Here is a 26,675-nt window from a genome sequence, read left to right as displayed (position 1 = left end):
ACGCAAGATGAATCAGGCACGCCGGGATGGCAGCGCATCATCATTGCTTGCAGTGGCTAGACTTGCCATTCTAGCGCAAGCCGGATGCAGTTCCCCGCGCAAAGAGCATGCCAACGGTTCCGGCGCCCGGTTGAAAGCCACCTCGAGGCCACCTCGCACGCCGATCACAACGCCAGGCTGCCATTCTTTCGCGCCGCCCGCTTTGCCATTAACATGTCCGCCCACCATCCAGCAGGCCACCACATGAAGCTCAACCAGCTGCGCGCCCTGGCCGCCGTTGCCGAAACCGGCAGCATCCAGGAAGCCTCGCGCATCCTTCACCTGACGCAGCCCGCGCTGAGCAAGGCGATCAAGGAGCTGGAGAGCAGCGTGGGCGCTACCTTGTTTGTGCGCTCGAGCAAGGGCGTGCAGCTCACGCCCTACGGGCAGCGGCTGGTCTCGCACGCGCGGCTGATCAGCGAGAATGTGCGGCGCGCGCGCGAAGACCTGGAAGACATGAAAGGCACGGTGCAAAGCGAGATCACCGTGGGGGTGACGCCGGTCACGGCGCTGATGCGGCCGATGGCGGCCTGCCTGGGCACCTTCCGCCGCGAGTTTCCGAACGCCCGGCTGCGGGTGCTGGAAATGCGTCCGGCGCAGTTGCTGGAGCACCTGCGCGAGGGCACCATGGATTTCGCGGTGACCTCACAGTTGCTGCCGCTGGATCGCGGGCTGGATTGCACCCAGGTGTGCCGGCTGCCGACCGTGATCGGTGCCCGGCGCGGGCATGCCCTGCGCGCGGCACGCTCGGTGCGCGTGCTGCAGCAGGCGGACTGGCTCGCGCTGGACCCGCTGTCCGATGCCAGCTCGCCTTTTCATCAGTTGTTCGCGGCTAACGGCCTGGCGGTGCCGGCCCGGGTGGTCGAATGCACATCGATGGGCTTGGCGCTGGACCTGTGCTGGCAGGTTGACACCCTGATCCTGCTTTCCAGCGAGTCGCTTGGCAGCAAATACATTACCGAGCGGATGGATTTCATCGAGGTCGCCGAGCCCGTGCCCGACCGCATCATCTCGCTGGTCTCGCGCGACCGGCATGTGCTGACGTGGGCGGCAGCACGCTTGCACGACGCCGTGCTGCAGGCGCTGGCGGATCACTACCCGCCACCGCGCAGCACCGCCGCCCCCTGACCGAACGGCATGCGCCGGCAACGCGCATGCAGGCCACGCCATGCCCCCAACACTGCGCAGGCGCAACATGAGGCCATCCACCGTCCGCGAAAAAATCAATAACAATCAATAAGTTACGGACCACAGCCAAATCGAAGGGCAATAAAGGCAAGCGCATTGCCCCACTGCGCGCGCCGCCGCGAAGATAGCGCATCACGCCGGTTGTGGTGTGGCATGCCGGGCGAGCGAGGCGACGGGATTGGAAGCCAGCGGCAATGGCAGGGGCACACGCGGCAAGCCCCCGGGGGCGTGCGGGCCGGGCACGTCAGCGGCACCGGGTACCTTGCCGCGCCCTATGTGCCGACAGGGAGCGGCCCGGTCGTGGTGGCCGGCGGCGCCGCGCCCTGCGGCCGGGCTCTGATTCCCAATGCGCATACCCATGAAAAAAAGCGAAGTGCTTATCCCTCGCTCGGCCCCTAACATGCCCCCACACCGAGAGCAACGGGGCCACGCCGCACCCATTGCCCGTCTACCCCACCCGAGGAGGACCGCATGACCGCTGCCCACACCGCGCCAGGCCACCCGGCCGGCGCCGCGCCCGCCAGTCACGCCACTGGCGCCACGGCCGCCCGCCCGCACTCGCGCCGCGCCATCGTTGCCGCCGCCATCGGCAACGGGCTGGAAATGTACGACTTCACGGTCTACAGCTTCTTTGCCGCCACCATCGGCAAACTGTTCTTTCCGTCGAGCAGCCCGCTGGCATCGTTGCTGCTGTCTTTCGCCACCTTTGGCGTCGGCTTCGTGATGCGCCCCCTGGGCGCCGTGCTGATCGGCAACCTGGCCGACCAGCGCGGCCGCAAGGCGGCGCTCACGCTCACCATCGTGCTGATGACAGCGGGCACCGCGCTGATCGCCTTCACCCCCACCCATGCCAGCATCGGCGTGGCCGCCACCGTACTGGTGGTCATCGGCCGGCTGCTGCAAGGCTTGTCGGCTGGCGGGGAAATCGGCGCCGCATCGGCCTTGCTGCTTGAGTCCGCCAGCAAGCGCAACCGCTGTTTCCTGGTCAGCTGGCAAGCCGCCACGCAAGGCGGTGCCGCGCTGCTGGGCGCGCTGACGGGTGCTGCGGCATCGGCCTTGCTCAGCCCCGACGCCATGCTTGAGTGGGGCTGGCGCCTGCCGTTCATGCTTGGCCTGCTGATTGCGCCGGTGGGCATGTATATCCGCCGGCACCTGCAAGAAACCCACGAAGGCGGCAGCGCGCATGGCGGCGTCGGCACGGTGTTCCGCGAACATGGCCGCACACTGCTGCTGGGCATGCTGTTGATGACCGGCAGCACCTCATCCATGTACATCATGGTGTTCTACATGCCCACTTACCTGGTGAGCGCCCTGCACATGCCACCTGTCACCGCCTTCCTGGCGGCCTGCACGGCAGGCGCCGCCATGCTGGTGATGGCGCCCTTGTTCGGCCTGCTGGCCGACCGGCTGCCGAGCCGCAAGCCCCTGCTGTTTGCCGGCGGGCTGACTTCGCTGGCGCTGGTCTACCCCAACTTCACATTGCTGTCCGCTGGCCCCAGCCTGCCGCTCACCATGGCGCTGATCGGCGCCGCCGTGACCCTGGGCTCGGTCGGCAGCGGCGCGGGCGCCGCCCTGATGATGGAAGCGCTGCCGCGCCACCAACGCGCCACCGGCATGTCGGTGATGTACAGCTTTGGCGTGACCGTGTTCGGCGGCTTCGCCCCGCTGATCGTGACCTGGCTGATCAGCGCCACGGGCAGCAACATGGCGCCCGCCGGATACCTGATCACGGCCTCCTGCATCAGCCTGAGCGCGCTGGCGCTGTTCCCCAGCCACCCTGGCCGCGACTGACCCGTGGCGCAAAAACCCATCCCATCCGAAATCACGACACACACCCTGCAGCCATGACAAATCACCCCGGAAACATCCCGCCGGCACTGATCGAATCCGCCAAGCGCTTCGCTGAAGTGCGCCACCGCATCCACGCCCACCCGGAGCTGGGCGCCGACGTGCCACGCACCGCCGAGATGGCCGCCGCGCTGCTGCGCGAGTGGGGCTATAGCGTGCACACCGTGGGCGGCCACGGGCTGGTGGCGCAACTGAAGGTGGGCAACGGCGCGCGCACCATCGGCATCCGCGCCGACATGGACGCGCTGCCACTGCAGGAGCGCACCGGCCTGCCCTATGCCAGCCAGGTAGCAGGCCGCATGCACGCCTGCGGCCATGACGGCCACACCGCCACGCTGCTGGCCGCGGCCGAGTACCTGGCCGCCACGCGCCACTTCGACGGCACCCTCAACCTGATCTTCCAGCCCGACGAGGAAGGCATGACCGGCGCGCTGGCCATGATGAACGACGGCTTGTTCGAGCGTTTCCCCTGCGATGCGATCTACGCCTTTCACAATGTGCCCGGCCTGCCAGTGGGCATGGCGGTCGTGCAAAGCGGCCCGATGGGCGGCTCCTCGGACCGCGCCACGATCACGTTCCGCGGCAAGGGTGGCCATGGCGCCATGCCCCACCGCGCCACCGACCCCACGCTGGCCCTCGCCTCGACCGTGGTGGCGCTGCAAGGCATCGTGGCGCGCAACGTGGCGCCGGTCGACGCCGCGGTGATCAGCGTGGGCGAGATGCAGGCCGGCAGCACCTACAACATCATCCCGGAGACCGCAACGCTGAAGCTGAGCGTGCGCGCCACCGTGGCGGAGGTGCGAGACCTGCTGGAGACCCGCATCCGCGAGGTGGTGACGCACCAGGCCGCCTCGTGCGGCGTGGCGGTGGACATCGCCTATGAGCGCCTGGCGCCCGCGATCTGCAATACCGTGGAAGAAACCGCCATCGCACGGCAGGCCGTGGCCAGCGTGCTGGGCAACGACAAGGTCATCCAGGTGCCGCCCTCGATGCAGATGGGCAGCGAGGATTTCGCCTGGATGCTGGAGAGGATGCCGGGCTGCTATTTTGCGCTGGGCAATGGCACCGGCGAGTGGGTGGGCTGCTCGGTGCACAACGATGGATATGATTTCAACGACCAGCTGATTCCGCTTGGCGCTGCGTGCTGGGTGGCGCTGGCCGAAGGCTATCTGCGCGCCTGAGGCGTCAATGGACAAAGCAAAGCGGCTCCTGATAGTTCGGGAGCCGCTCAGACTGCTGACAAACCTGAAGGACCAGCCGAAGCCGTCGAGCGGGCCAAAGCCGCTCGCCATGACGACGGCCGTCTCTCCCTCGCCCCTCAGGGGGAGACGGCCGGGGAGAGGGGTGGCTTAGCTAGGAGCCACTTGAAGCGAAGCCCGTGGTGTTTGTGTATTCCAGCACGCAGGCGTGACGAGCGCCCGCCCTCTCCCCCAACCCCTCTCCCGCACGCGGGAGAGGGGAGCACGGCAACGCAGATCCGGCTTTGCTTTTGAGCAGGGCGTCAACTACACGTCGATCGCCGCATCCGACTTGACCTTCTTGCGCAACTCGAACTTCTGGATCTTGCCCGTCGATGTTTTGGGCAACGGCCCGAAGTACACCGCCTTGGGCACCTTGAAGCCCGCCAGCAGGGTGCGGCAATGGGCGATCAGCTCGTCGGCCGTGGCGCTGGCGCCATCCTTCAGCTCCACGAACGCGCAGGGCGTCTCGCCCCATTTCACATCCGGCTGGGCCACCACTGCCACGGCCAGCACGGCGGGATGGCGATAGATCGCGTCCTCCACTTCCACGCTGGAGATATTCTCGCCACCGGAGATGATGATGTCCTTGCTGCGGTCCTTGATCTTGACGTAGCCGTCCGGCGTGCACACGCCCAGGTCGCCGGTATGGAACCAGCCGCCGGCAAATGCCTCGCGCGTGGCCTTCTCGTTCTTGAGGTAGCCCTTCATGCAGATGTTGCCGCGGAACATGATCTCGCCGATTTCCTCGCCGTCCGAGGCCACCGGTTGCATGGTGTCCGGGTCCAGCACCGCCACCTCCGTCTGCAGGTGGTAGCGCACCCCCTGCCTTGCCTTCTTGGTGGCGCGGTCCTCTTGCGACAGGCTGGCCCAGTCGTCCTGCTCGGCGCATACCGCGGCGGGGCCGTAGGTTTCGGTCAGGCCATAGACATGGGTCAACGCGAAGCCCATGGCCTCCATCTGCGCCAGCACCGCGGCGGGCGGCGGCGCACCCGCGACCATGCCGCGCACCGGGCCGCGCACGCCATCGCGCCAGGCCGGCGGGGCGTTGACCAGCGCGGTATGCACGATCGGCGCGGCGCAATAGTGCGTCACGCCCTCGTCGCGCATCAGGTCGAACACCAGCTTGGGCTCGAACTTGCGCAGGCAGACGTTGACGCCGGCGCGTGCGGCGATGGTCCATGGGAAGCACCAGCCGTTGCAGTGGAACATCGGCAGCGTCCACAGGTACACCGCGTGCTTGGGCAGGTCCCACTCCAGGATGTTGGAGATGGCGTTGATGGCCGCGCCGCGATGGTGGTAAACCACGCCCTTGGGGTCACCGGTGGTGCCCGAGGTGTAGTTGAGCGCGATCGCATCCCACTCGTCAGCGGGCATCTGCCAGGCGAACTCCGGGTCGCCCGAGGCCAGCAGGCGCTCATAGTCGGTCTCGCCGAAGGCCGGGGCGTCCTGCGGGCCGAGCGCGTCCAGCACCGCCACCACCTTCAGCCCGGGAATCTCGTTGGCGATTTGCCGCGCCACGTCGGCAAACTCGGTATCGGCCAGCAGCACCCGCGCTTCGCCATGGCGCAGCATGAAGATCAGGTTGGAAGCATCGAGCCGGATATTCAGCGCATTGAGCACCGCCCCAGCCATCGGCACCCCAAAGTGCGCCTCCACCATGGCAGGCGTATTGGGCAGCAAGGCCGCAACGGTATCGCCCTTGCCCACGCCCAGGCTGGCCAGCCCGCTGGCCAGGCGCCGTGCCCGCGCGTAGGTGTCGCGCCAGTTCTGGCGCACCGGGCCGTGCACGATGGCCAGCCGGTCGCCATACACGCTGGCCGCGCGCGCCAGGAAATCGATGGGTGTGAGGGGAACGTGATTGGCCGGGTTCTTGCCCAGGCCGGTGTCGAAATCGCTTGGCATTGCCGTAGTCTCCGCATGCGCCGGTTGTGCGGGTATTGGCCCTCAGGATGAGCCGCGCGCCGCCGGTCGCTGTTACTTTTCACCGTGCAAGGCTATCATCACACAGGACCAAGCTCTGTCGTCCGGATGACAATGCCCGTGCCGGGCCAAGCCGAAATCATGACCAGCCTGCCCGCAGCCACGCCCAGATCGCCTCCCCCTCCCCCCGCAGATATCACGACACCGCCGCCCGGCGCCGGGCATGCCGCCCTGCTTTCCCGGCATGAATGGTTCGCCGCACTCGCGCCCAGCCACCAGGCACTGGCAGCGCGGCAGGTGGTGGTGCAGGATTTTGCCGCCGGCGCCTTCGTCGCGCACCGTGGCGAGCCGTCGCGCTACTGGATCGGGGTGGAGACCGGCCTGATCAAGCTTGCGGTCTACACGCCGGACGGGCGCGGTTGCACCTTTTCGGGGGTACCGGCGGGCGGCTGGTGCGGAGAAGGCAGCGTCATCAAGCGCGAAGCGCGAAGATACGATGTGATCGCCATCCGCGATTCCCGCCTGGCGCTGGTGCCCGACACGGTGTTCCATACCTTGCTCAACGAAAGCCTGCCGTTTGCCAGCTTCGTGGTGCGCCAGTTGAACGAGCGCATGGGCCAGTTCATCGCCACCGTGCAGAACGAGCGGCTGCTGAGCGTCGATGCCCGCGTGGCGCAGGCGGTTGCCCAACTCTTCCACCCGGCGCTGTACCCCCGTACCAGCGCGGTGCTGGAGCTGTCGCAGGAGGAGATCGGCCTGCTGACGGGGCTCTCGCGCCAGCGGGTCAACCAGGCGTTGCGGCGCTTGGCGGCGGAGGGCATGGTCGATTTGTCGTACCAGAGCATCCGGGTGACCGACCTTGAGCGTTTGCGTCACTTTGGCCTGTCGGAGCTGTAGGCAGCGGCCCTAGCGCAGCGGTCGCGGCCATGGCCGGCGTTAAAACCCGCCTTCGCCATCGTGAAACGCACTGGCCGCGCGAAGCCGTACAATGCGATCTTTCCCCTGGCACCGCGCCCGATGCGCGCCAGCCTGCGTCACCTGAGCTTCGCATGGCCCTCGTCAGCAGCACCGATCTGCGCCTGTCTCACCTGCGCTTTCCCTTTGCCGTGCGCGTCGCCGCGCTGCACGGCACCGCGCGCCTGCGCGACGCGAACGCGCGGCGGGAGGTAACGCCTGGCAACCCGTTCGTGGTGCCGGCGTTTGCGTACTTCGATTGCGACCTGCTGCCAGCGCCGGGGCAAAGCACTGCCATCACGCTGCAGCAAGTGCCGGACGACGCATGCCCGCGCATGACCCTGGCCACCCTGCCGGGCTGTCCGTGCCATTCGGAGAAACACTGGTCACGCGCGCTTGCCGGCGAGATCTTCGGCCAGCCTCGGCTACCGTGGAATGCGGCACTGGTGGCGCAGCAATGGGAAGTCACCCCGCGGCTGGTACGCGCACGGCTGTTCGCCGAGGGCGAGGCGCTAGGCGTGCTGCTGCGCGAGCAGCGCGTCGCGCGCGCCGTGTACCTGCTTGCGGGCAGCAGCGGCGTGCGCACCGATTGGCTGGCCGCGCAAGTGGGCCTGGGCAGCGTTGCTGCGCTGGCCTGCGCTTGCGCGAACACGCTGGGCCCTGCCGCGTTGAGCCTGCTCGAACCTGGCGACAAGCGCGCACCCCCCCCGGTTCCGGCGCCGCGCTTGCACCTGGCGGCATAAGAGGCCGGGTCCTGGCGGTGGCCGTGCACTCGCGGATCTTCTGCTTCGTGCTGTCGGTGGCGCTGCCGATTGGCTTGTAAAAACCTGCGGGCATTGTCAAAAGGGCGGGCAAGACCCTGGCTAGCGGCATTCCCCGGGCATCCGCCGCCGCAAAACCCTCCCATGTGGCGCCAGCGCACAGCCGTGGCACGCGCCTTGCGCCTTGCGCCTTTCCCTAACGCGCCTTCAGCAAATCCAGCGCCACGTCGACGATCATGTCTTCCTGCCCGCCCACCATGCGCCGGCGGCCCAACTCGACCAGCACGTCGACGGTCTTCAGGCCGTACTTGCTCGCGGCGGCCTCGCTGTGGCGCAGGAAGCTGGAGTACACGCCGGCATAGCCCAGCGCCAGCGTTTCGCGGTCGACCCGCACGGGACGGTCCTGCAGCGGACGCACGATGTCATCGGCCGCGTCCATCAGCTTGTACAGGTCGCAGCCGTGGTCCCATCCCATGCGCTCGGCCGCGGCGATAAAGACCTCCAGCGGCGCGTTGCCAGCGCCGGCGCCCATGCCGGCCAGGCTGGCGTCCACGCGGTCGCAGCCCTCCTCCACCGCCACGATGCTGTTGGCCACGCCCAGGCTCAGGTTGTGGTGCGCGTGCATGCCGGTCTGCGTTTCCGGCTTGAGCACCGCCTTGAAGGCACGGAGGCGGTCGCGGACATCGTTCATGGTCAGCGCGCCGCCGGAGTCCACCACATAGCAGCAGGTGGCGCCGTAGCTCTCCATCAGCTTGGCCTGCGCGGCAAGGTTCTGCGGCGTGGTCATGTGGCTCATCATCAGGAAGCCGACGGCTTCCATGCCCAGATGGCGCGCGTACTCGATGTGCTGCCGCGAGACGTCGGCCTCGGTGCAATGCGTGGCCACGCGGACAATGCGCGCGCCGGCATCATAGGCAGCCTTGAGGTCGTGAACGGTGCCGATGCCGGGCAGCAACAGCGTGGCGATCTTTGCGTGCTTGACCACGCTGGCCACGGCCTCGATCCATTCCAGGTCAGTGTGGGCGCCAAAGCCATAGTTGAAGCTGGATCCCTGCAGCCCATCGCCGTGGGCCACTTCGATCGAATCGACCTTGGCGTCATCCAGCGCCTTGGCAATTAGCCGGGCCTGCTCGACGCTGTACTGGTGGCGCACGGCGTGGCTGCCGTCGCGCAGCGTCACATCGGAAATGTAGATCTTCTTTTGGCCTTGCATGGCAGGCACTCCTTATCTGCGGGTGAGTCAGGCGGCGACGCGCTGGGCGAGCATAGCGCTCGCCATCCGCTCGGCGATGGTGAGCGCGGCGCTGGTCATGATGTCGAGATTGCCGGCGTAGGCTGGGAGGTAGTGCGCCGCGCCTTCCACCTCCAGGAACACCGAGGTCTTGAGCCCGCTCACACGCCCCACCCCGGGCACCACCAGCGGCGCATTCGCCGGGATACGGTCGAACTGCACCTTCTGCTTGAGGCGATAGCCGGGCACGTACTGCCGCACCTCGGCGGCCATGGCGTCGATCGACGCGGCGATCGCGGCCTCGTCCGCCATCTGGCTCAGGCAATACACCGTGTCGCGCATGATCAGCGGCGGCTCGGCCGGGTTGAGCACGATGATGGCCTTGCCCTTGCCAGCTCCACCGATCGCTTCGATCGCCTTGGAGGTGGTCTCGGTGAACTCATCGATGTTGGCACGCGTGCCGGGGCCCGCGCTCTTGCTAGAGATGCTGGCCACGATCTCGGCATACAACACCGGCGCCACCCGCGATACGGCCGCCACCATGGGGATGGTGGCCTGTCCGCCGCAGGTGACCATGTTGACGTTGTGCGCGTCCAGGTGCGCATCGCCGTTGACCACCGGGATGCAGTAAGGGCCAATGGCCGCCGGCGTGAGGTCGATCATGCGCAGCGACGGCCGCAGGCCACGCAGGAACGCATCGTTGTTCACGTGTGCGCCAGCGCTGGTGGCATCGAACACCACATCGATTTCGCCGAACACAGGCAGGCGCGTCAATCCTTGCACGCCTTCGTGGGTGGTCGCCACGCCCAGGCGCGCGGCGCGCGCCAAGCCGTCCGATGCCGGGTCGATGCCGACCATCGCGCCCATCTCGACATGCGCGCCATGGCGCAGGATCTTGATCATCAGGTCGGTGCCGATATTGCCGGAACCGATGATGGCGGCTTTCAGTTTGCGGGACATGGATCTCTCCTGTTGGATCTCTTGCGTCATTCCACGCTGGCGCCGCTGGCCTTGACCAGCGGGGCCCAACGCGTGCTTTCACTGTTGAGGAAGGCGCCGAACTGCTGCGGCGTCATGGGCAACGCTTCCAGACCCTGGTCGGCAAAGCGCCTGGTCACCTCGGGTGCCTTGAGCGCCTTGAGTGCTGCCTCGTTGAGACGCGCGACGATGGCATCGGGCGTGCCGGCCTTGACCACCATGCCAAACCAGACGCCGGCATCCAGCCCGCCGATGCCGAGTTCTGAGAGCGTGCGCACGTCCGGCAGCGAAGGCGAGCGGCGCGGCGCGGCGATGGCCAGCGGCTTGACCTTGCCGCCCTTGATCAGCGGCGAGGTGGTGATCACCGGGTCGAACATCATGTCGACCTGCCCGGCCATCACATCCTGCAAGGCCGGGGCGGAGCCCTTGTAAGCCACGTGCGTCATGTGGCCGCCGGCCTTGTCGGCAAACAAGCCGCCCAGCAGGTGGCCGATCGAGCCGATCCCCTGCGAGGCATAGTTCACGCCGTTCGGCTTGCTCTTGGACAACGCTACCAGGTCCTTGACGGAGTTGACGGGGCTGCCCTGCGGCACCACCAGCACCAGGGGCGACGATGCCAGCGCCGTCACCGGCTTGAAATCCTTGAGCGGGTCGTACGAGAAATTGCGGTACAGGCCGGGATTGATCGAGAACATTTCTGTGGCGGCCACGAACATGGTGTAGCCATCCGCCTCGGCGCGCTTGACCGATTGCGCCGCGATCTGGCCGCCGCCGCCGGGACGGTTCTCGACCACAACCGGCTTGCCAAGGCTGGTCTGCATCTGCTGCGCCATCTGACGCGCAATCATGTCAGTCACGCCGCCGGCGGGGAACGGCACCACGATGGTCAGCGGGTGGCTGGGGAACGTGTCGGCATGGACGGGGGCGCTGCCAAGCGCGCCAGCGGTCACGAGCAGTGCGCCTGCGAGAATGGATCTGGTGGGTTGCATGTTGTCTCCTTGTGTATTTTTAATGAGATGAAAAAACTTGAGGCGCCGCGCGTCAGCCCGGCGCAAACCGTGCCCGCACGCTGCCGATGCCGCTGATACGGGCCTCGAAGCACTGCCCCGGCGCCACGGCCACCATCGGCCCCAGCGCACCGGTCAGGATCAGGTCGCCGGCACGCAACGGGTCCCCCAGCGCGGCCAGTTTCCGGGCCAGCCAGACTGCGGCGTTCAGCGGATGGCCAAGGCAATCCGCGCCCGAACCCGTGGAAACGCGCTCGTCATCACGCAGCATTTCCATCTTCACGGTCTTCAGGTCCAGGCCAGCCAGCGGCACCGGCACCGCGCCCAGCACCACCAGGCCGCTGGAGGCGTTGTCGGCCACCGTATCCACGTACGAGATATCCCAGTTGCGGATGCGGCTGCCGACCACTTCAATCGCAGGCAGCACATAGGCGACGGCGTTGATCAGGTCGACCAGCGTGGCGTCCTTCTGCGGCACATCGCGGCAGAGCACCAGCGCGACCTCGGCTTCGGCCTTCGGCTGCAAGGTGCGGGCAACGGGAATCGGCTCGTCGTCGCCGAAGACCATGTCGGCAAACAGCGTGCCGAAGTCGGGCTGGTCCACGCCAAGCTGGCGCTGCACGGCGGGCGAGGTCAGGCCGATCTTGCGGCCTACCACGCGGCGGCCCTGGGCCCGCCACGCGTCGACGTTGGCGCGCTGGATGGCGTAAGCCATCGCTGCATCGCCCGGTGGGATTTCGCCGCGCAGCGGCTCGACCGGCGTGCGCGTCTGCTCTGCCTCGCGCAGCCGCCTGGCGAGCGCGAGCGTCATTTCCTGGTTTGACATGGTGGGTCCTGGTTGGGTTAAGCGTGCCCGGTGGCGGGCTGTGCCTGCATCACGCCGAAGCCTGCGATCCACTCGTCGATGGGCCGGTAGTACTCGATCGATGCCTGGTAAGGCCCGGCAGCAGCCAGCGCGCCAAAAGCGGCGATCCAGGTGCGGATCTCGTGCGCCGACTTGCCGGCGTCGCGCGTGATGTCGTCATTGCGCATGGCATCCACCGCCGCGAGGTTTGCGCCGGCCAGCCGTTCCAGGAAGGCGCGGTCCCATGCCGGGTTGAGCGGATGCAGGGGGCTGTCGCCTTTGGTGAACGCTTGTGCGGCGGCCACGGTACGCGCCTGGCGGGCAGCACGCGACTCGGGCGGCGGATTGCGCCCGGCGATCAGGCGCTCGGCGGTCTCCACATTGGCCGAGGCGATTTCCGGCACCGGCGGCTCGTGCGAGATGCCGCCCGACCCCACCACCAGCACACGCTTGCCCAGGCCCTGCAGGAAGCGTCCGATAGCGTCGCCAAGCAGCCGCGCCCGCCGGCACGTTGCCATGGGCGGCGCCACCGAGTTGATGAAGACGGGGATGACCGGGCAAACGTCCAGCCCGCCCAGCAGGACTTCCAGCGCCTGCGCGCAGCCGTGGTCCACCTGCATGCGGTACGACACGGCCACATCCACGTCGCGGTCCAGCACCGCCTGCGCCATCGCGAGGGCAGTGTCGCGCGGCACATCGAGCGGGCCCGCCAGGCTCTTGAAGTCGCCAATGGCACTGGCCGCCACGCCGATGCAGAACTGCGGCATCACGTCGTAGAAGAAGCCGTTGAAGTGATCCGGAGCAAAGACCACCACCAGCTCCGGCGCAAAGGCTTGCACGCGAGCGCGCGCCGCGGCCTGCACGCGCTCTACTTCGGCCACGATCTCCGGCGCGGGATCGTGGTAGCCGTGCAGCGGCGTGTGGGACAGGCATTCGAGATGCATCGGCATGTCAGGCTCCCCGCGCAAAGGCGATGGCGTGGTCGCGCGCCGGCTGGGTACCTGGCTGCGCGGGCAACGCGCCCGGTGCGGCGGCTGAAGGGGACGCGTCGGACAGCGCCAGCTTTCCGGCCAGCGCCTGGATGGCATCGGACACCTGCTGCGGCGAGCACATACCGGCGATAAAGCGGTCCGGGCGCAGCAGCACCACGGAGCCGGGCAGCTTGCCGAACCAATCCTTGAGACGCCCGGCAGTGTCGCCGATGGCGATCACCCCTTGCGGCACGTCGTCGCGATAGGCAAGCTGCGTATCGGGCTTGACCATGACGAAGCACGCGCCCAGCTTTTCCCAGACGGCGCGCGCTTGCGGCGTCAGGCCGAAGGTCGGGTCCGCGCCCCAGGCGATAATGGCAAAGCGATTGCCGATCACGTCGTCCAGGCGCACGGTATGGCCTTGCTCGGTCCGCACCATTGGCTGGATGAACATGCGCCCGACCGGCGAGCTTCCCGCCGGATCGCGGCCGTGAACGAGCCGGCCGACCAGCGAATCCCGCTTCTCGCTCATCAGGCCCAGCATGCGTCCGAGCGGCGAGTTGCCGGAGCGCTCCAGCAAGCGTGCCAGGAACCGGTCGTCACCCTGGCGCTCGGGCAACAGCACCACACCCGATTCATAACGCGGCATGGGCTTGAAACGCATTTCCACGAAGTACTGCTTGACCGAGGGAAACACGTTCAGCACGCGGGTCAGGCCATCGCGCAACGACGCACCGAAGCGGCTGGCAGGCGCGAAGATGTCGCCCGCCACCTCGGACAGGTGAATCATCGAGCGCGCGTGGGCGCGGCGCTCCACCCCGTAGCTGTCCAGCAGGCGGTCCTGCGCCACGCCCTTGACCACCATCGCCAGCTTCCAGCCCAGGTTGCTCGCGTCGCGGATGCCGCTGTTGTAGCCCTGCCCCTGCCAGACCGGCATGATGTGCGCGGCGTCGCCCGCCAGCAGCACACGCTTGACGCGGAACGTCCGCGCCAGGCGCGCGTTATGGGTGTAGACGCGCTTGCGGATGTAGTCGACCTTGTCCGGATCGGCCACCACCTTGCGGATCAGCGCGGCGAGGTTCTCCGGCCGGGACAGCTCGTCTTCCGTCTCGCCGGGCATGACCATGAACTCGAAGCGGCGGATCCCGTGCGGGAGCGCGGCCGACACATAGGGACGCATCGGGTCGCAGTGCATGTAGATATGCGGCGTGCCGATCGGGTCATTGCGCACGTCCACCACGATCCATTGGTTGGGCTTGGTGCGGCCTTCAAACGGCACATCCAGCGTGCGCCGCACGACGCTGTTGCCGCCATCACAGCCGGCCAGGTAGGCGGCGCGGATGGCGGTGACACGTCCGTGCGCGTCTTCCGCGCGGATCGTCACGCCGTGTTCGTCTTGCGTGAAGGCCGATACGCCGTGGCCGAACAGCACCTGCACATGGGGAAAGCGCCGCAGGCCCTCGTACAGGATGCGGTCCGCCAGCGGCTGGATAAAGGCGTTGCGGCGGGACCAGCCAAACTCGTCGGTGCGCGGCTCGATCGACGCAAAGCAGCGGCCCGTATGCGTGACAAAGCGCATCCAGTGGTGCGGCGTGATATGCGGCAGCAGTGCATCGGCCAGGCCAACCGACTGGAATACCCGCAGCGCCTCGTCGTCCAGGCCAATGGCGCGGGGGTAGTCGATGATCTGGTCCAGCTTCTCGACCAGCACGACGCGCACGCCCTGCAGCCCAAGGATGTTGGCGATCATCAGGCCAACCGGGCCGGCGCCGATAATGGCGACGTCGGTGTCCAGATCCTGCGGACGAGCGTCTGCGCCCGCCATCTCGATGGCGTTGTTCATGTCTCCTCTCCTGCTTGTCCGGTACTTGCCGGCTTAAACCGTGGTCGCTTCCGGCACGGCGTTACCGAGCAGGAAATTCAGGTGAATGCGGTTGAAGGTGTCGGCATCCTCGAACTGCGGCCAGTGGCCGCAGCCGTCCATCACCGTAAACAGCGCGCCGGGAATCATGGTGGCGATGCGCCGTCCTTCCGACACATCGGCGGTGGGGTCGTCGGAGGTCCACAGCACCAGCGTCGGAGCCTTGATGCGGCCATAGTGCTCGGCGCGAAGGATGTTGCGCTGGCGCGTTTCCATGTCCTGCAACACCATGTTGCCGCGCTGGGCCTCGACCATGCCCGGTTGCGCGTAGATGGCCTGACGCGTGGCGATCAGGTCGTCAAAGGCTTTGGCCTTGTCGGCCATCAGCCATTGCACGCGAGCCTTGATGAAATCCCAGCCTGGTTCTTCCACGGCGCGCATGGACAGCGTCTTGAGGCGCTCCATCACCACCGGGTCCGCCTGCGAGCCACCCGCGGTGTTCAGCACCAGCCGCTCCACGCGTTCGGGATGGTCGATCGCCAGGCGCGCGGCCACCCAGCCGCCCAGCGATTCCCCGCTGAACGCAGCGCGCGCGATGCCGAGGGTATCCATCACGCGGATCACGTGGTCGACGTAGTCGGAAATCTCGCGCCCGCCCGCCGGCTTGTCGGTCCAGCCGTGGCCGATCATGTCGATGGCCCACACGTCGAAATGCTCGGCGTGCGATTGCAGGTTGCGCACGTAGGCCTCGGCGTGGCCGCCGACGCCGTGCAGCAGGATCAGCGCCGGCTTGCCGCTGCTGCCGGCGTGCAGGTAGCGGGTGCGGATGCCCTTGGCATCGAGCCAGCCCTGGCTGAAGGAAACGCCGCGCAACTCGCCCCAGATGCTCTGGAACGGCAGCTCGGGCTGGCTGGACGGGACGGACTTGAGGGGCGTGGCGGCGGTCGACATCGTGTCTCCTTCGTTCGTGAATGTTTTTGAATGTTTTTGAATGGCTAACTGGTACAGCGAGTACAGCGAGTACAGCGAGTACAGCGGAGTGTAGAGAGCCGATTGCATCCCGACAAAAAAACGAACAGAATGTGCAAGGAGTGCACAACGTTGATTTGAAAGGGTTTTTTATGCCTGAGATGTCTAAGGCGCCTAAGATGCCTAAGGTACCTAGCGTGCCCGATAGCCGAACCTCGCCCTATGCCAGCGTGCGCGGGCTGACCCGTGGCCTGGACGTGCTGAAGGCGCTCAACCGGATGGAAAGCGGGCGCGGCACCGCGCAGCAGCTGAGCGAGCTGACCGGGCTGCACCGCACCACGGTCCGGCGCCTGCTGGAGACCCTGATCACCGAAGGCTTCGTGCGCCGCAGCGAGTCGGACGACAGCTATCGCCTGACGCTGCAGGTCAGGGCCTTGAGCGAAGGCTTCAATGACGATGAGTGGATCTCCACCATCGCCGCGCCGCTGATGGGCGAGCTGCTGCAGCGCGTGCTATGGCCGTCGGACCTGACCACGCCGGATGGCGACGCCATGATCATCCGCGAAACCACGCACCGCTTCAGCCCGCTGTCCTTCCACCGGGCGATGGTGGGCCGGCGCCTGCCGATGCTGTCGACGGCCGCCGGACGGGCCTATTTTGCGTTTTGTAGCGAAGGGGAACGGGAGGACATCCTTAACCTGCTGCGCTCAGGCGGCGGCGGCGACGAGCAGGCAGCCCTGGCCAACAACGCGGCCTATGTGCGCAAGCTGGTTGCGCGCGTGCGCGAGGATGGCTTCGGGTCGAATCGCGGCGACTGGCTGGAGCAGCGCAAGATCGGTGCGGTCGCGGTACCGATCCGGCACCAGGACCGCGTGCGCGGCAGCCTCAATGTGGTGTATCTCTCGCGTGCCCTGAGCGAGCAGGAGGCGGTCAAGCGCTTCGTGGCTCCGCTGCAGGACATAGCCAGCCGCGTGCAGGAAGCCATGGCCTCGCCAGCGTCTACGCGGCGGGCCACTTAGGCGGGCTCAATCCAGCACGATCTTGTGCGCGCGGATCAGGGCGCCCCATTTGGCGCGCTCATTGTCCACGAACGCAGCAAAGCCCGCCCGGCTATCGCCCATGGGCTCCAGCCCAAGCTCCTGCATTTGCTTGACCACCGCCGGGTCCTTCAGTGCTGCGGCAATGGCCGCGTTGAGCTTGTCGACCGAAGCCGGCGGCGTGCCGGCCGGGACCACCACGCCCTGCCACGCGAACGCCGTAAAGCCAGCCAGCCCGGCCTCGGCGAAGGTCGGCACATCCGGCAGCACCGCCGAGCGCTGCTGCGCGGGCAGCGCGATGGCGCGCAGGCGGCCGGCGCGGATCAACGGCACCGCGGCCGCGAGATCGGCCATCATGAAATCGACCTGCCCGCCCGCCACGTCCTGCAACGCGGGTGGCGTGCCTTTGTACGGCGCGTGGACGGCGCCGGCCTGCACGCGGTCGAGCAGCAGCTCGGCGCTCAGGTGGTGGGGACTGCCGGTGCCCACAGAGGCATAGGTCGCCTTGCCCTGCCCCGCTTTCAGCCACGTGATGAACTCGGGCAAGGTCTTTACCGGCAAGGCCGGGTTGGCGACCAGTATCACGGGCAGCTTCACCAGCGAGCTCACCAGCGTGAAATCCTTGGCGGCGTCATAGGGCAGCTTGCGATACAGCGCGGGGTTAAGTACCAGCGTACCCTGCCCGGCAGTCAGCACCGTAGCGCCGTCGGCACGCGCTTTGGCCACGTCCTGCGCGGCGAGGATGGTGGCGCCGCCCGGCTTGTTGTCGACCACGAAGTTCTGGTGCATGGCCGGCGCGATCTTCTGCGCGACGATGCGCGTGGCGAGGTCGCTGCCGCCGCCAGCGGTGTAGGGCACCACCCAGCGTGCGGCGGGGTCGGCGGCATGGGCGGCGCTGGTGCCGCCCAGCGCGATCGCCAGCCCCGTGACAACGCGCGAAGCATGCTGCGCCATGGCATGGAAGCGCGTGCGCCGGGCGCAGGCGTTTGCTTGCATGATTGGGTCTCCTCCGATTTTTCTGTTCTGTCTGTTCTTTGTGCAATGCGCCCTGAAGCGCGACGGGACACTGTCTAGTAAGTTTTATCCGGGCTAGTCCCCGCACTGCCGTGGCCCTTGAACTGCGCGGCAAGACTCTCTGCCGCCCGGGCCAGCATCGTGGCATCCACGCCAACGGCGGTGAACGTGGTGCCCAGCGCCACGTACTGGCGCGACTGCGCCACGTCCGCACTGAGGATACCCGCGCCCTTGCCGGCGCGGCGGATGCGCACGATGGCGTCGGCAATGGCGCTGCGCACCTCCGGGTGGCCCGGGTTACCAAGATGGCCCATGTCGGCGGCAAGATCCGCCGGGCCGATAAACACGCCATCCACGCCTTCGGTGGCGGCGATGGCATCGAGGTGCGCTAACCCCGCGCGCGTCTCCACCTGTACCAACACGCACATCTCGCCGTTGGCCTGGGCCAGGTAGCCGCCGACACGGTTCCAGCGCGAGGCACGCGCCATTGCGCTGCCCACGCCGCGCACACCTTGCGGCGGGTAACGGGTGGCGGCCACCGCGGCGGCCGCCTCGGTGGCGTCCTGCACCATCGGCACAAGCAAAGTCTGCACGCCCAGGTCAAGCAACTGCTTGATCTGCACGGTGTCGTTCCACGACGCACGCACCACCGGGCGCACCGGATAGGCGGCCAGCGCCTGCAGTTGCGCCAGGATGGTCGGCACGGTGTTGGGTGCGTGCTCGCCGTCGATCAGCAACCAGTCGAAGCCGGCGCCGGCCAGCACTTCGGCGGTGTAGGGACTGGCCAGGCCGAGCCACAGGCCGATCTGCTGCTCGTTGGCGGCAAGCGCGCGCTTGAAGGTATTGGGGGGGATTTCCATGATGGCGTCCGGGTCAGGCGTTCAGCCGAAGTGGCAGGCCACGGCGCCCAGCGCGCCATAGTCCACGTGGAATGTATCACCCGGGCTGGCCGCCACCGGCCGCGTGAAGGAGCCGCCGAGGATCACCTCGCCCGCTTCCAGGCCCACGCCATGCGGATGCAGCTTGTTGGCCAGCCATGCCACGCCGTTGGCGGGATGGTTGAGCACGCCGGCGGCCACGCCGGTTTCCTCGATCACGCCGTTGCGCGACATGACGGCCGAGACCCAGCGCAGGTCCACATCGAACGGCCGCACCGGGCGTCCGCCCATCACCACGCCGGCATTGGCCGCGTTGTCGGCGATGGTGTCGAACACCTTGCGCGGGCGCTTGCTGTCGGGGTCGATCCCATGGCTGCGCGCATCGATGATCTCCAGCGCGGGAATCACGTAGGCGGTAGCGTCATACACATCGAACAGCGTGCAGTTCGGCCCCTTGAGCGGCTTGTCCAGCACGAAGGCCAGCTCCACTTCCACGCGCGGCACGATAAAGCGGCCCGGGGGGATCGTCGCGCCGTCCTGGAAGAACATGTCGTCCAGCAAGGTGCCATAGTCAGGCTCGTCGATCTGCGAGGAAAGCTGCATGGCGCGCGAGGTCAGGCCGATCTTGTGGCCCTTGATGGTGCGGCCTTCGGACAGCTTGTGGGCCAGCCACTCTCGCTGGATGGCGTAGGCGTCTTCAATCGTGATGTCAGGGTGGTCCAGCGAGATTTGCCGGATCTGCTGGCGCGATTGCTCGGCGCCGTGCAGGCGATGGGCGATCTGGTGGATCAGCTCTGGGCTGAGCATGGGGTCTCCGTGGGAAGCGTTTTGCGTTGGTTGAGGCTGGAACCGGTCAGGCCTTCTTGAAGCGGGCGTGCACGTTGTTGTGCTTGTAGCTGCCACCCTCGTTGAACTCGACCAGCTCCATCGACAGCGCCAGGTAGCGCCGTGCATATAGCTCGGCAAAGTGCGCCTTGACCGCCTCGAAGAGCGCATCGCAGGCCGCCTTCCTGGCCGCCTCGGGACGCCCCGCGCCAATCTTCAGCGTGATGTGGACGAAGGCGTAGTCCTCCTCGCCGTCGGCCATGCGGTAGTCGGTCAGCGCCAGCGCACGCGAGCGGATGCCGCCGATCGGAAACACGCCGTCCTGCGCGATCAGCACGTCGTTGATGGTCTTGAGCAGGGCGGGCACGCGCGCGTCGGCGCGGATGTTGTCCGTGTACTCGACGATGATGTGGGGCATTGGCAGGCCTCTCCGATGAAGCGTGAATCGTTGTCCGTGATCGGTGATCGGTGATCGATGATCCCTCAGCGCACCGGGAAGATCGCATTGATCTGGCCGGTGCCCGAGCTGGTGAAGTAGTCGGTGACGATCTCCACCGGGCGGTCGTACTTGTCCCAGCCCAGCAGGCCCAGCAGCATGGCGGTGTCATGCATGCCGCCTTCGCCGATGCAATGCTCGTTGTACTCCGGCAGCATGCGGCAGAAGGTGGCCCAGTCGCCCTGCTTCCAGAGCTCCACCACGCGCAGGTCCACCTGCTTGAAGAACTCGCGGCTGATCTGGTGGATGCTTTCCTCGGGGCTGTTGTTGTCGTTGAACCGGTGCGACAGCGAGCCGCTGGCGAGAAACGCCACATTGGCATCGCTGGCCTCGATGGACGCACGCAGCGCCTCGCCAAAGCGGCGGCTTTCGTCGAGCTGGTGCCAGGCGCACCAGGCCGCGATGGAGACCACCTTGAAATGGCGGTCGGCATTCATGTAGCGCATCGGCACCAGCGTGCCGTATTCCAGTTCCAGGCTGGCGATCTCGTGAGCGCGGGTCATCACGCCCTGCTCGCACGCGGTGCTGGCGATCCGCCGGCCCAGTTCGGGATTGCCGTCATAGGCGTAGGCCATGTCCTTGATGAAATGCGGCAGCTCGTTGCTGGTGTAGATGCCCTCGAAGTGCGCGTTGCAGTTGACGTGGTAGCCGGCGTTGACCAGCCAGTGCACATCGGCCACCACGATGGTATCGACGCCCAGCTCCCGGCAGCGCCGGCCGATCTCGCGGTGCCCGGCAATCGCCGCCTCGCGGCAGCCGTGGTGCTTGCCCGGCAGCTCGGACAGGTACATCGACGGCACGTGCGTGACCTTGGCGGCGAGGGATAGCTTGCCCATGGCGGTGTCTCCTGTTTTGCTTTGTTTTGGTGCGGGCTGCGCTCAAACGCCCCAGCGCGGAATATGATGCCCGCCCATCGAGATGCAAACGTTCTTCACCTCCGCAAACACCTCGAAGCTGAACTCGCCGCCCTCGCGCCCCGTGCCGGATGCCTTGGTGCCGCCAAACGGCTGACGCAGGTCGCGCACGTTCTGGCTGTTGACGAACACCATGCCGGCCTCGATGCCGCGCGCCAGCCGGTGCACCTTGCCCACGTCCTGCGTCCAGATGTACGAGGCCAGGCCGTATGCGGTGTCGTTGGCCATGGCCAGGCCATCGTCTTCGCCCTTGAACGGGATCAGGCAGGCCACCGGGCCAAAGATCTCTTCCTGCGCCACGCGCATGTGGTTTTCCACATTGGCCAGCACCGTGGGCTGCACGAAGTTGCCGTTGCGCAGGTGCGCCGGCAGGTCGGACGGCCGCTCGGCGCCGCCGGCCAGGATGGTGGCACCCTCCTGCTCGCCCAGGCGGATATAGCCCGTGACCTTCTCCCAGTGCTGCTGGGTGATCATGGCACCCACGTGCGTCTGCTCGCTGGTCGGGTCGCCCACGCGCAAGCGCCTGGCGCGTTCGGCGAACTTGCCGGCGAAGTCGTCGTAGACCGTGTCCTGCACGAAGATGCGCGAACCCGCGGTGCAGCGCTCGCCGTTGATCGAGAAAATGGTGAACAGCGCGGCGTCCAGCGCGCGCTCCAGGTCGGCGTCGTCGAACACCAGCACCGGCGACTTGCCACCCAGTTCCATCGAGAATTTCTTCAGGCCCGCGCGCTCGATGATGCGCTTGCCGGTGGCCGTGCCGCCCGTAAACGATACGGCCCGCACGTCCGGATGGCGCACCAGCGCGTCCCCCGCGCTGGCGCCGTAGCCCTGCACCACGTTGAGCACGCCGGCCGGCACCCCCGCTTCCAGCGCCAGCATGCCGAGCTGGTCCGCCGTGAGTGGCGACAGCTCCGACATCTTCAGCACTGCGGTATTGCCCAGCGCCAGGCATGGCGCGACCTTCCAGGTGGCGGTCATGAATGGCACGTTCCACGGCGAGATCAGCGCGCACACGCCCACCGGCTGGTAGAGCGTGTAGTTGAGCATCTGGTCATCGACGGGATAGGTGCGGCCGTTCATCTGCACGCACACTTCGGCGAAGAAATTGAAGTTCTCGGCGGCGCGCGGGATCAGCTGCTTGCCGGTCTGCGCGATCGGCAGGCCGGTGTCCTGCGTCTCCAGCGCGGCAAGGTGTGGCACGTGCTCGGTGATCAGGTCGGCCAGGCGGCGCATGATGCGGGCGCGCTCCTTGGCCGGGGTATTGGCCCACTTGGGGAACGCAGCCTTGGCGGCCGCCACCGCGGCGTTGACCTCGGCCTCCCCGCCCGCGGCCACCGTGGCGATCTCTTCACCGGTGGCCGGGTTCCAGGTGGTGAACGTGTCCTTGCTGTCGACCTGCTTGCCGTTGATCCAATGCTTGATCATGGTTGTCTCCTGTTGGCATTTGGTGCGCCCCGGTGCGCCCGGGTTCGCTTCAGCGCCCTTCAGCGCCCACTGCCGTATTCGGTAGCCGAGGCGATGGTGTTCACCAGCCGCCCCACCCCTTCGATCTCCGTAACGATCTCGTCGCCCGGCTGCGTGTCGGCCAGCCCTTCCGGCGTGCCGGTCAGGATCACATCGCCCGCCTCCAGCGTCATGAAGCTGCTCAGGTACTCGATCAGCCACGGGATGGCGAAGATCATGTCGCGGGTGCTGCCCTGCTGCGTCAGCTTGCCGTTGACCGTCGTGGTGAGCGCGAGGTTCATCGGATCCGGCACGTCGTCGCGGTCCACCAGCCACGGCCCCAGCGGCGTGCAGGTATCGCGGTTTTTCACCCGCAGGTTGGGGCGATAGTAGTTTTCCAGGTAGTCGCGGATGGCGTAGTCGTTGGCGACCGTATAGCCGCGCACGTAGTCATAGGCTTGCGCCGCCTTGACGCCGCGCGCCGTGCTGCCGATCACCACCGCCAGCTCGCACTCGTAATGCATGTACTTCACGCCCTCCGGCCGGATGGTATGCGCCCGGTGGCCGATGAACGCGCCCGGCCCCTTGAGGAAGACGAGTGGTTCTTCCGGCGCCTTGAAGGCCAGTTCGCGCGCGTGGTCAGCATAGTTCAGGCCAAGCGCGAAGGTGGTGCGCGGCACCACGGGCGGCAGCCACGTCACGCCGTCCTCGCTGACCACACGGCCGTCGTCCAGGCGCAATACGCCTTCGCCGGCCGGCTGCGCGGTGTGGACCAAGCCATCGAAGGCTACGCGTGCGGTTCTCATGCTGCCTCCCCGGGCGCTGCCTTGATGCCGTGCCGCAGGCACCCTACTTGTTCGATTTCGATCTCCACCATGTCGCCGGCACGCGCCAGCGGCGCGCCTTCGGGCACGCCCGCCAGCAGCACATCGCCGGCTTCGAGCGACATGAAGGCGGTCACATCAGCCAGCAATTGCGCCACGGGGCGCAGCAGGTTGCCGGTGTGGTTGCGCTGGCGCTCCTCGCCATTGATGCGCACCACCATGCTGAGCGCATCGGCGTTGCCGACCTGCTCACGCGCCATCACCCACGGGCCGATCGGGCAATAGCCGTCACGGCACTTGTGGCGCACCGCCGGGCGGTAATAGCTGGCATGTGGCACGCTCACATCCGACACCACCGTGTACCCGGCGATATAGTCCCCGGCCTGCGCCGGGTCGATGCGGGTTGCCCGCCGGCCGATCACGATGCCGAGCGCGGCGCCGATTTCCAGGGTTTCCTGGCCCGGCGGCAGCTCGACAAGGCTGCCATGGGCAGCCAGGGTATTGGCAGGCTTGATGTAGAGGATCGGGCCAGCAGGCGCCGCCTGGTAAGGGGCCGCATTGACGCTGTCGCCAAGGGCCGCGAGCGCGCCCTTGAAGTTCAGCAGCGTGCCGTACACCGTGCCGGTGATGGCGGGCTGCCACATGAATTCATCCTCGCGCAGGGCGCGCCCACCGTCCAGCGGCAGCAAGGTGGCACCGTCCACCGGCACTGCCCGCACTGGCCGGCCGCCGGCGGCGATTCTGGCTTGTCGCATCGTGCTCCTCTCTGGTTGCGCCCGCGCTGGCCGGGCGCTTGCGCTGCCGGGCCGGCGGATCGTCGACGGCGGATCGCCCGTTGGCTCCGCCTGTTATTAACATGTTAATGATATTGCAGGGTAGTTTCAACCCCATTGTGATCCGCGGCGCGGCGATCTGGCCGCCCGGCCCTTCGCGCCCTCGTCTGCGCCTGTCATCGTGCTGTCATGCAGCATCCCCAGAATTCGCTCTGTACCGGGTTTTGCCTTGCCGCAGCGTGATTGAGCTAATGCACCGCAGCAGCAAAAAGGCTTGCGACCCGATTTTTTTGCGGCTTGAATGAAAACGTTTTCATTTTTACCGCAGTTGCGCGCCCGGTTCGCCATGCGCGCAATGTGACCCCGAAACCAAGACCGGAAGCTCTGACGTGAAGCGCACCCAGGACCGTTCCAGCAGCACCGCCCCGGACGCCGCCGGCAACGCCACGCTGGTGGACGTTGCGCAAGCGGCGGGCGTATCGCTAGCCACCGCATCGCGCGCATTCAACAGCCCGGCGCTGGTGCGCGAAGGCACCGTGCAGCGCGTGCTGGACGCCGCACGGCAACTGAGCTTCCGCCCCAACCTGCTCGGCAGCAAGCTGCGCGCGCAGCAAAGCCGGATGATCGGCGTGATGCTGCCCACGCTGGAAAACGCCGTGTTCGCCGAATGCTGGCGCGGCATCGAGGATGCCGCGCTGGCCGCCGGCTACTCGCTGATGCTGGTGACCAGCGCCTACGACCCCGCGCGCGAGCGCGAGCGCATCGAATACCTGCTGCGCCACCGGGTCGACGGCATGGTGCTCACCGTGGCCGACGCCGCCCGCAGCGCCGTGCTCGACCAGCTCGATGCCGAAGGCGTGCCCTATGTGCTGGCGTACAACCAGGCAGCCGCGCGCGGCCAGCGCCACTCCGTCTCGGTAGACAACCGCGGCAGCGCTCGCGAAGGCGTGCAAGCCCTGATCGCGGCCGGGCACCGCCGCATCCGCGTGGTCTCCGGCGCCTTCATCGCCTCGGACCGCGCGCGCCAGCGCTTCGAGGGCTACCGCGACGCCATGCACGCGCACGGCCTGGAAGCCGCGCCGCCGCTTTGCCTGCCCACTCACACCGCCAGCAACGCCGACCAGATCGGCGCGCTGGCCGCGGGGCCCGATGCGCCCACTGCCTTTTTCTGCACCAACGACCTGCTGGCGATCGGCGTGATCTCTGACCTGAAACGGCTCGGCCTGCGCGTGCCGCGCGACATCTCAGTGCTGGGCTACGACGGCATCGCGCTAGGCGCGCTGGTGGAGCCGCCACTAGCATCGGTGGTGCAGCCCAACCCCGAAATCGGCGCGCGCGCCGTTGCGCAGTTGCTTGCGCGCTTCGGCCTCGCGGCTGCCGGCGTTTCCAACGTATCCGGCATACCCGACGTATCCCGCGTATCCGGCGCCAGACCCGGGCGCATTACCCTGCTGCCCCACGGCCTGCGCCTGGGCGGCACGGTAGCCGCACCGGCATGACCCTTCACCCACCGCTTTCCCCCAGCCCCAGCCGTCGTATGCAACCCAAGGAGTTCACCATGCAAGCAACCCGTTCCTGGCACAAACCGCTGCGCCGGATCGCCAGCGCGCTCGGCGCCGCCGCCGTCTGCGCATTCAGCCAGGGCGCTGCAGCGCAAACCGCGATCTGCTACAACTGCCCGCCCGAATGGGCAGACTGGGCCTCGCAGATCCGCGCCATCAAGGAAAAAACCGGCGTCACCGTGCCGCACGACAACAAGAACTCCGGCCAGTCGCTCGCGCAGCTGGTCGCCGAAAAGGGCAGCCCGGTAGCGGACGTGGTGTACTACGGCGTGACCTTCGGCATCCAGGCCAAGAAGGACGGCGTCACCGCCCCCTACAAGCCGGCCCACTGGAACGACATCCCCGACGGCCTCAAGGACCCGCAAGGCAACTGGTTCGCCATCCACTCCGGCACGCTCGGCTTCATGGTCAACGTCGACGCGCTGCGCGGCAAGCCCGTGCCGCAGTCCTGGGCCGACCTGCTCAAACCCGAGTACAAGGGCCTGATCGGCTACCTTGACCCGGCCAGCGCCTTTGTCGGCTACGTCGGCGCGGTTGCCGTCAACCAGGCGATGGGCGGCTCGATGGACAACTTCGGCCCGGCCTTCAAGTACTTCCGCGACCTGCAGAAGAACCAGCCCATCGTCCCCAAGCAAACCGCCTACGCCCGCGTGCTCTCCGGCGAGATCCCGATCCTGCTGGACTACGACTTCAACGCCTACCGCGCCCGCTACAAGGACAAGTCCAACGTGGCCTTCGTGATTCCCAAGGAAGGCACGGTGGTGGTGCCGTACGTGATGAGCCTGGTGAACAAGGCGCCGCACGATGCGCAAGGCAAGAAGGTGCTGGACTTTGTGCTGTCCGATGAAGGGCAAGCCCTGTGGGCCAATGCCTACCTGCGCCCCGTGCGCAGCGCCGCCATACCCAAGGAAGTGCAGGCGCGGTTCCTGCCGGCAGCGGATTACGCACGGGCCAAGCCGGTGGATTTCGGAAAGATGGCGGATGCGCAGAAAGGCTTCAGCGAACAGTATCTGAAGGAAGTCCGTTGAATGGCGAACGCTAGTGGATGAGTGCGGCATCGCGCGCTTGGCGAGCGCCCGCCCTCTCCCCCGCCCCCC

24 protein-coding genes are annotated in these 26,675 nt (G+C 67.2%); 8 read left to right on the top strand and 16 right to left on the bottom strand.

Annotated features, from left to right (window positions below):
- Nucleotides 1–243: 243 nt before the first annotated feature.
- The 3 genes from AC1RWI_RS28845 (at nucleotide 244) to AC1RWI_RS28835 (ending at nucleotide 4,256) form a co-directional block, all read left to right on the top strand.
- Nucleotides 244–1,167: a LysR family transcriptional regulator gene (locus AC1RWI_RS28845; RefSeq protein WP_043354754.1), complete on the top strand. Its 924-nt coding sequence runs from the start codon at nucleotides 244–246 to the stop codon at nucleotides 1,165–1,167.
- A 531-nt stretch (nucleotides 1,168–1,698) separates the two neighbouring features.
- Nucleotides 1,699–3,018 carry an MFS transporter gene (locus tag AC1RWI_RS28840; RefSeq protein ID WP_492870028.1) on the top strand — a complete coding sequence of 440 codons (1,320 nt, stop codon included), beginning with the start codon at nucleotides 1,699–1,701 and terminating at the stop codon, nucleotides 3,016–3,018.
- A 53-nt stretch (nucleotides 3,019–3,071) separates the two neighbouring features.
- Nucleotides 3,072–4,256, top strand: a complete 1,185-nt coding sequence (locus AC1RWI_RS28835) for a M20 aminoacylase family protein (protein WP_492870027.1) — start codon at nucleotides 3,072–3,074, stop codon at nucleotides 4,254–4,256.
- A 324-nt stretch (nucleotides 4,257–4,580) separates the two neighbouring features.
- On the opposite strand, the gene AC1RWI_RS28830 is transcribed toward AC1RWI_RS28835, so the two are convergent.
- Nucleotides 4,581–6,218: an acyl-CoA synthetase gene (locus AC1RWI_RS28830; protein WP_492870026.1), complete on the bottom strand. Its 1,638-nt coding sequence runs from the start codon at nucleotides 6,216–6,218 to the stop codon at nucleotides 4,581–4,583.
- Nucleotides 6,219–6,377: 159 nt separating this feature from the next.
- On the opposite strand from AC1RWI_RS28830, the gene AC1RWI_RS28825 reads away from it, so the two are divergent.
- Both AC1RWI_RS28825 and AC1RWI_RS28820 read left to right on the top strand, forming a co-directional pair.
- Nucleotides 6,378–7,133, top strand: coding sequence for a Crp/Fnr family transcriptional regulator (locus AC1RWI_RS28825; protein ID WP_492870025.1), 756 nt, complete (start codon nucleotides 6,378–6,380; stop codon nucleotides 7,131–7,133).
- Between the two features lie 152 nt (nucleotides 7,134–7,285).
- Entirely contained in the window at nucleotides 7,286–7,933 is a 648-nt protein-coding gene (locus AC1RWI_RS28820; protein WP_492870024.1) for an AraC family transcriptional regulator, read from the top strand.
- A 214-nt stretch (nucleotides 7,934–8,147) separates the two neighbouring features.
- Here AC1RWI_RS28820 and dmpG read toward each other — a convergent pair whose 3' ends face one another.
- From dmpG to AC1RWI_RS28785, 7 genes are read right to left on the bottom strand one after another with little or no spacing between them, the layout of a single operon-like run.
- A complete protein-coding gene (dmpG, locus tag AC1RWI_RS28815; RefSeq protein ID WP_492870023.1) occupies nucleotides 8,148–9,164 on the bottom strand; it encodes a 4-hydroxy-2-oxovalerate aldolase in 1,017 nt (338 codons plus the stop codon).
- A 27-nt stretch (nucleotides 9,165–9,191) separates the two neighbouring features.
- The gene (locus AC1RWI_RS28810; protein ID WP_492870022.1) at nucleotides 9,192–10,142 is read right to left on the bottom strand and encodes an acetaldehyde dehydrogenase (acetylating); all 951 of its coding nucleotides are present in this window, start codon (nucleotides 10,140–10,142) and stop codon (nucleotides 9,192–9,194) included.
- A gap of 26 nt (nucleotides 10,143–10,168) precedes the next feature.
- Nucleotides 10,169–11,149 carry a Bug family tripartite tricarboxylate transporter substrate binding protein gene (locus tag AC1RWI_RS28805; protein WP_492870021.1) on the bottom strand — a complete coding sequence of 327 codons (981 nt, stop codon included), beginning with the start codon at nucleotides 11,147–11,149 and terminating at the stop codon, nucleotides 10,169–10,171.
- A 52-nt stretch (nucleotides 11,150–11,201) separates the two neighbouring features.
- Nucleotides 11,202–11,993 carry a 2-keto-4-pentenoate hydratase gene (mhpD, locus tag AC1RWI_RS28800; protein WP_492870020.1) on the bottom strand — a complete coding sequence of 264 codons (792 nt, stop codon included), beginning with the start codon at nucleotides 11,991–11,993 and terminating at the stop codon, nucleotides 11,202–11,204.
- A 17-nt stretch (nucleotides 11,994–12,010) separates the two neighbouring features.
- Nucleotides 12,011–12,961, bottom strand: coding sequence for a 3-carboxyethylcatechol 2,3-dioxygenase (locus tag AC1RWI_RS28795; protein WP_043354743.1), 951 nt, complete (start codon nucleotides 12,959–12,961; stop codon nucleotides 12,011–12,013).
- Between the two features lies 1 nt (nucleotide 12,962).
- A complete protein-coding gene (locus AC1RWI_RS28790; protein ID WP_052495025.1) occupies nucleotides 12,963–14,825 on the bottom strand; it encodes a bifunctional 3-(3-hydroxy-phenyl)propionate/3-hydroxycinnamic acid hydroxylase in 1,863 nt (620 codons plus the stop codon).
- Between the two features lie 33 nt (nucleotides 14,826–14,858).
- Nucleotides 14,859–15,794, bottom strand: coding sequence for an alpha/beta fold hydrolase (locus AC1RWI_RS28785; protein ID WP_052495024.1), 936 nt, complete (start codon nucleotides 15,792–15,794; stop codon nucleotides 14,859–14,861).
- A 197-nt stretch (nucleotides 15,795–15,991) separates the two neighbouring features.
- Between AC1RWI_RS28785 and AC1RWI_RS28780 the strand changes: the two genes are divergently transcribed.
- Complete coding sequence (locus tag AC1RWI_RS28780; protein ID WP_052495023.1) at nucleotides 15,992–16,831, top strand: DNA-binding transcriptional regulator; 840 nt, start codon at nucleotides 15,992–15,994, stop codon at nucleotides 16,829–16,831.
- Nucleotides 16,832–16,837: 6 nt separating this feature from the next.
- Here the strand turns inward: AC1RWI_RS28780 and AC1RWI_RS28775 are convergent, their stop codons facing one another.
- The 8 genes from AC1RWI_RS28775 to AC1RWI_RS28740 all read right to left on the bottom strand — a co-directional run bounded on the left by AC1RWI_RS28775 (nucleotide 16,838) and on the right by AC1RWI_RS28740 (nucleotide 23,887).
- The gene (locus AC1RWI_RS28775) at nucleotides 16,838–17,845 is read right to left on the bottom strand and encodes a Bug family tripartite tricarboxylate transporter substrate binding protein (RefSeq protein WP_492870019.1); all 1,008 of its coding nucleotides are present in this window, start codon (nucleotides 17,843–17,845) and stop codon (nucleotides 16,838–16,840) included.
- 74 nt (nucleotides 17,846–17,919) lie between these two features.
- Nucleotides 17,920–18,723 carry a 4-hydroxy-2-oxoheptanedioate aldolase gene (hpaI, locus tag AC1RWI_RS28770; protein ID WP_492870018.1) on the bottom strand — a complete coding sequence of 268 codons (804 nt, stop codon included), beginning with the start codon at nucleotides 18,721–18,723 and terminating at the stop codon, nucleotides 17,920–17,922.
- 21 nt (nucleotides 18,724–18,744) lie between these two features.
- Nucleotides 18,745–19,548, bottom strand: coding sequence for a 2-oxo-hept-4-ene-1,7-dioate hydratase (gene hpaH / locus AC1RWI_RS28765; RefSeq protein ID WP_492870017.1), 804 nt, complete (start codon nucleotides 19,546–19,548; stop codon nucleotides 18,745–18,747).
- 46 nt (nucleotides 19,549–19,594) lie between these two features.
- Nucleotides 19,595–19,984, bottom strand: coding sequence for a 5-carboxymethyl-2-hydroxymuconate Delta-isomerase (locus AC1RWI_RS28760; RefSeq protein WP_043354736.1), 390 nt, complete (start codon nucleotides 19,982–19,984; stop codon nucleotides 19,595–19,597).
- A 65-nt stretch (nucleotides 19,985–20,049) separates the two neighbouring features.
- Nucleotides 20,050–20,898 (bottom strand): 3,4-dihydroxyphenylacetate 2,3-dioxygenase, encoded by an 849-nt coding sequence (hpaD, locus tag AC1RWI_RS28755; protein ID WP_043354735.1) that lies wholly within the window; start codon nucleotides 20,896–20,898, stop codon nucleotides 20,050–20,052.
- Nucleotides 20,899–20,940: 42 nt separating this feature from the next.
- Complete coding sequence (gene hpaE / locus AC1RWI_RS28750; protein ID WP_043354734.1) at nucleotides 20,941–22,401, bottom strand: 5-carboxymethyl-2-hydroxymuconate semialdehyde dehydrogenase; 1,461 nt, start codon at nucleotides 22,399–22,401, stop codon at nucleotides 20,941–20,943.
- A 59-nt stretch (nucleotides 22,402–22,460) separates the two neighbouring features.
- A complete protein-coding gene (locus tag AC1RWI_RS28745) occupies nucleotides 22,461–23,225 on the bottom strand; it encodes a fumarylacetoacetate hydrolase family protein (RefSeq protein WP_043354731.1) in 765 nt (254 codons plus the stop codon).
- A complete protein-coding gene (locus AC1RWI_RS28740) occupies nucleotides 23,222–23,887 on the bottom strand; it encodes a fumarylacetoacetate hydrolase family protein (RefSeq protein ID WP_492870033.1) in 666 nt (221 codons plus the stop codon). The genes AC1RWI_RS28745 and AC1RWI_RS28740 overlap by 4 nt, the downstream gene beginning before the upstream one ends.
- 518 nt (nucleotides 23,888–24,405) lie before the next feature.
- Between AC1RWI_RS28740 and AC1RWI_RS28735 the strand changes: the two genes are divergently transcribed.
- Both AC1RWI_RS28735 and AC1RWI_RS28730 read left to right on the top strand, forming a co-directional pair.
- The gene (locus AC1RWI_RS28735; RefSeq protein WP_043354729.1) at nucleotides 24,406–25,515 is read left to right on the top strand and encodes a substrate-binding domain-containing protein; all 1,110 of its coding nucleotides are present in this window, start codon (nucleotides 24,406–24,408) and stop codon (nucleotides 25,513–25,515) included.
- Nucleotides 25,516–25,574: 59 nt separating this feature from the next.
- Entirely contained in the window at nucleotides 25,575–26,606 is a 1,032-nt protein-coding gene (locus AC1RWI_RS28730) for an ABC transporter substrate-binding protein (RefSeq protein ID WP_043358092.1), read from the top strand.
- Nucleotides 26,607–26,675 lie beyond the last annotated feature (69 nt).

Source organism: Cupriavidus sp. MPR-AND1C, assembly GCF_058809705.1.
The sequence above is the reverse complement of the archived record's forward strand: the minus strand, read 5'-3'. Positions and strand labels throughout refer to the sequence as shown.

What these genes read in the sequence shown, in the direction of transcription:
- AC1RWI_RS28845 (WP_043354754.1), top strand. Translation starts at nt 244, where the DNA reads ATGAAGCTCAACCAGCTGCGCGCCCTGGCCGCCGTTGCCGAAACCGGC.
- AC1RWI_RS28840 (WP_492870028.1), top strand. Translation starts at nt 1,699, where the DNA reads ATGACCGCTGCCCACACCGCGCCAGGCCACCCGGCCGGCGCCGCGCCC.
- AC1RWI_RS28835 (WP_492870027.1), top strand. Translation starts at nt 3,072, where the DNA reads ATGACAAATCACCCCGGAAACATCCCGCCGGCACTGATCGAATCCGCC.
- AC1RWI_RS28830 (WP_492870026.1), bottom strand. Translation starts at nt 6,218, where the DNA reads ATGCCAAGCGATTTCGACACCGGCCTGGGCAAGAACCCGGCCAATCAC.
- AC1RWI_RS28825 (WP_492870025.1), top strand. Translation starts at nt 6,378, where the DNA reads ATGACCAGCCTGCCCGCAGCCACGCCCAGATCGCCTCCCCCTCCCCCC.
- AC1RWI_RS28820 (WP_492870024.1), top strand. Translation starts at nt 7,286, where the DNA reads ATGGCCCTCGTCAGCAGCACCGATCTGCGCCTGTCTCACCTGCGCTTT.
- dmpG (WP_492870023.1), bottom strand. Translation starts at nt 9,164, where the DNA reads ATGCAAGGCCAAAAGAAGATCTACATTTCCGATGTGACGCTGCGCGAC.
- AC1RWI_RS28810 (WP_492870022.1), bottom strand. Translation starts at nt 10,142, where the DNA reads ATGTCCCGCAAACTGAAAGCCGCCATCATCGGTTCCGGCAATATCGGC.
- AC1RWI_RS28805 (WP_492870021.1), bottom strand. Translation starts at nt 11,149, where the DNA reads ATGCAACCCACCAGATCCATTCTCGCAGGCGCACTGCTCGTGACCGCT.
- mhpD (WP_492870020.1), bottom strand. Translation starts at nt 11,993, where the DNA reads ATGTCAAACCAGGAAATGACGCTCGCGCTCGCCAGGCGGCTGCGCGAG.
- AC1RWI_RS28795 (WP_043354743.1), bottom strand. Translation starts at nt 12,961, where the DNA reads ATGCCGATGCATCTCGAATGCCTGTCCCACACGCCGCTGCACGGCTAC.
- AC1RWI_RS28790 (WP_052495025.1), bottom strand. Translation starts at nt 14,825, where the DNA reads ATGAACAACGCCATCGAGATGGCGGGCGCAGACGCTCGTCCGCAGGAT.
- AC1RWI_RS28785 (WP_052495024.1), bottom strand. Translation starts at nt 15,794, where the DNA reads ATGTCGACCGCCGCCACGCCCCTCAAGTCCGTCCCGTCCAGCCAGCCC.
- AC1RWI_RS28780 (WP_052495023.1), top strand. Translation starts at nt 15,992, where the DNA reads ATGCCTAAGGTACCTAGCGTGCCCGATAGCCGAACCTCGCCCTATGCC.
- AC1RWI_RS28775 (WP_492870019.1), bottom strand. Translation starts at nt 17,845, where the DNA reads ATGCAAGCAAACGCCTGCGCCCGGCGCACGCGCTTCCATGCCATGGCG.
- hpaI (WP_492870018.1), bottom strand. Translation starts at nt 18,723, where the DNA reads ATGGAAATCCCCCCCAATACCTTCAAGCGCGCGCTTGCCGCCAACGAG.
- hpaH (WP_492870017.1), bottom strand. Translation starts at nt 19,548, where the DNA reads ATGCTCAGCCCAGAGCTGATCCACCAGATCGCCCATCGCCTGCACGGC.
- AC1RWI_RS28760 (WP_043354736.1), bottom strand. Translation starts at nt 19,984, where the DNA reads ATGCCCCACATCATCGTCGAGTACACGGACAACATCCGCGCCGACGCG.
- hpaD (WP_043354735.1), bottom strand. Translation starts at nt 20,898, where the DNA reads ATGGGCAAGCTATCCCTCGCCGCCAAGGTCACGCACGTGCCGTCGATG.
- hpaE (WP_043354734.1), bottom strand. Translation starts at nt 22,401, where the DNA reads ATGATCAAGCATTGGATCAACGGCAAGCAGGTCGACAGCAAGGACACG.
- AC1RWI_RS28745 (WP_043354731.1), bottom strand. Translation starts at nt 23,225, where the DNA reads ATGAGAACCGCACGCGTAGCCTTCGATGGCTTGGTCCACACCGCGCAG.
- AC1RWI_RS28740 (WP_492870033.1), bottom strand. Translation starts at nt 23,887, where the DNA reads ATGTGGCAGCCCGCCATCACCGGCACGGTGTACGGCACGCTGCTGAAC.
- AC1RWI_RS28730 (WP_043358092.1), top strand. Translation starts at nt 25,575, where the DNA reads ATGCAAGCAACCCGTTCCTGGCACAAACCGCTGCGCCGGATCGCCAGC.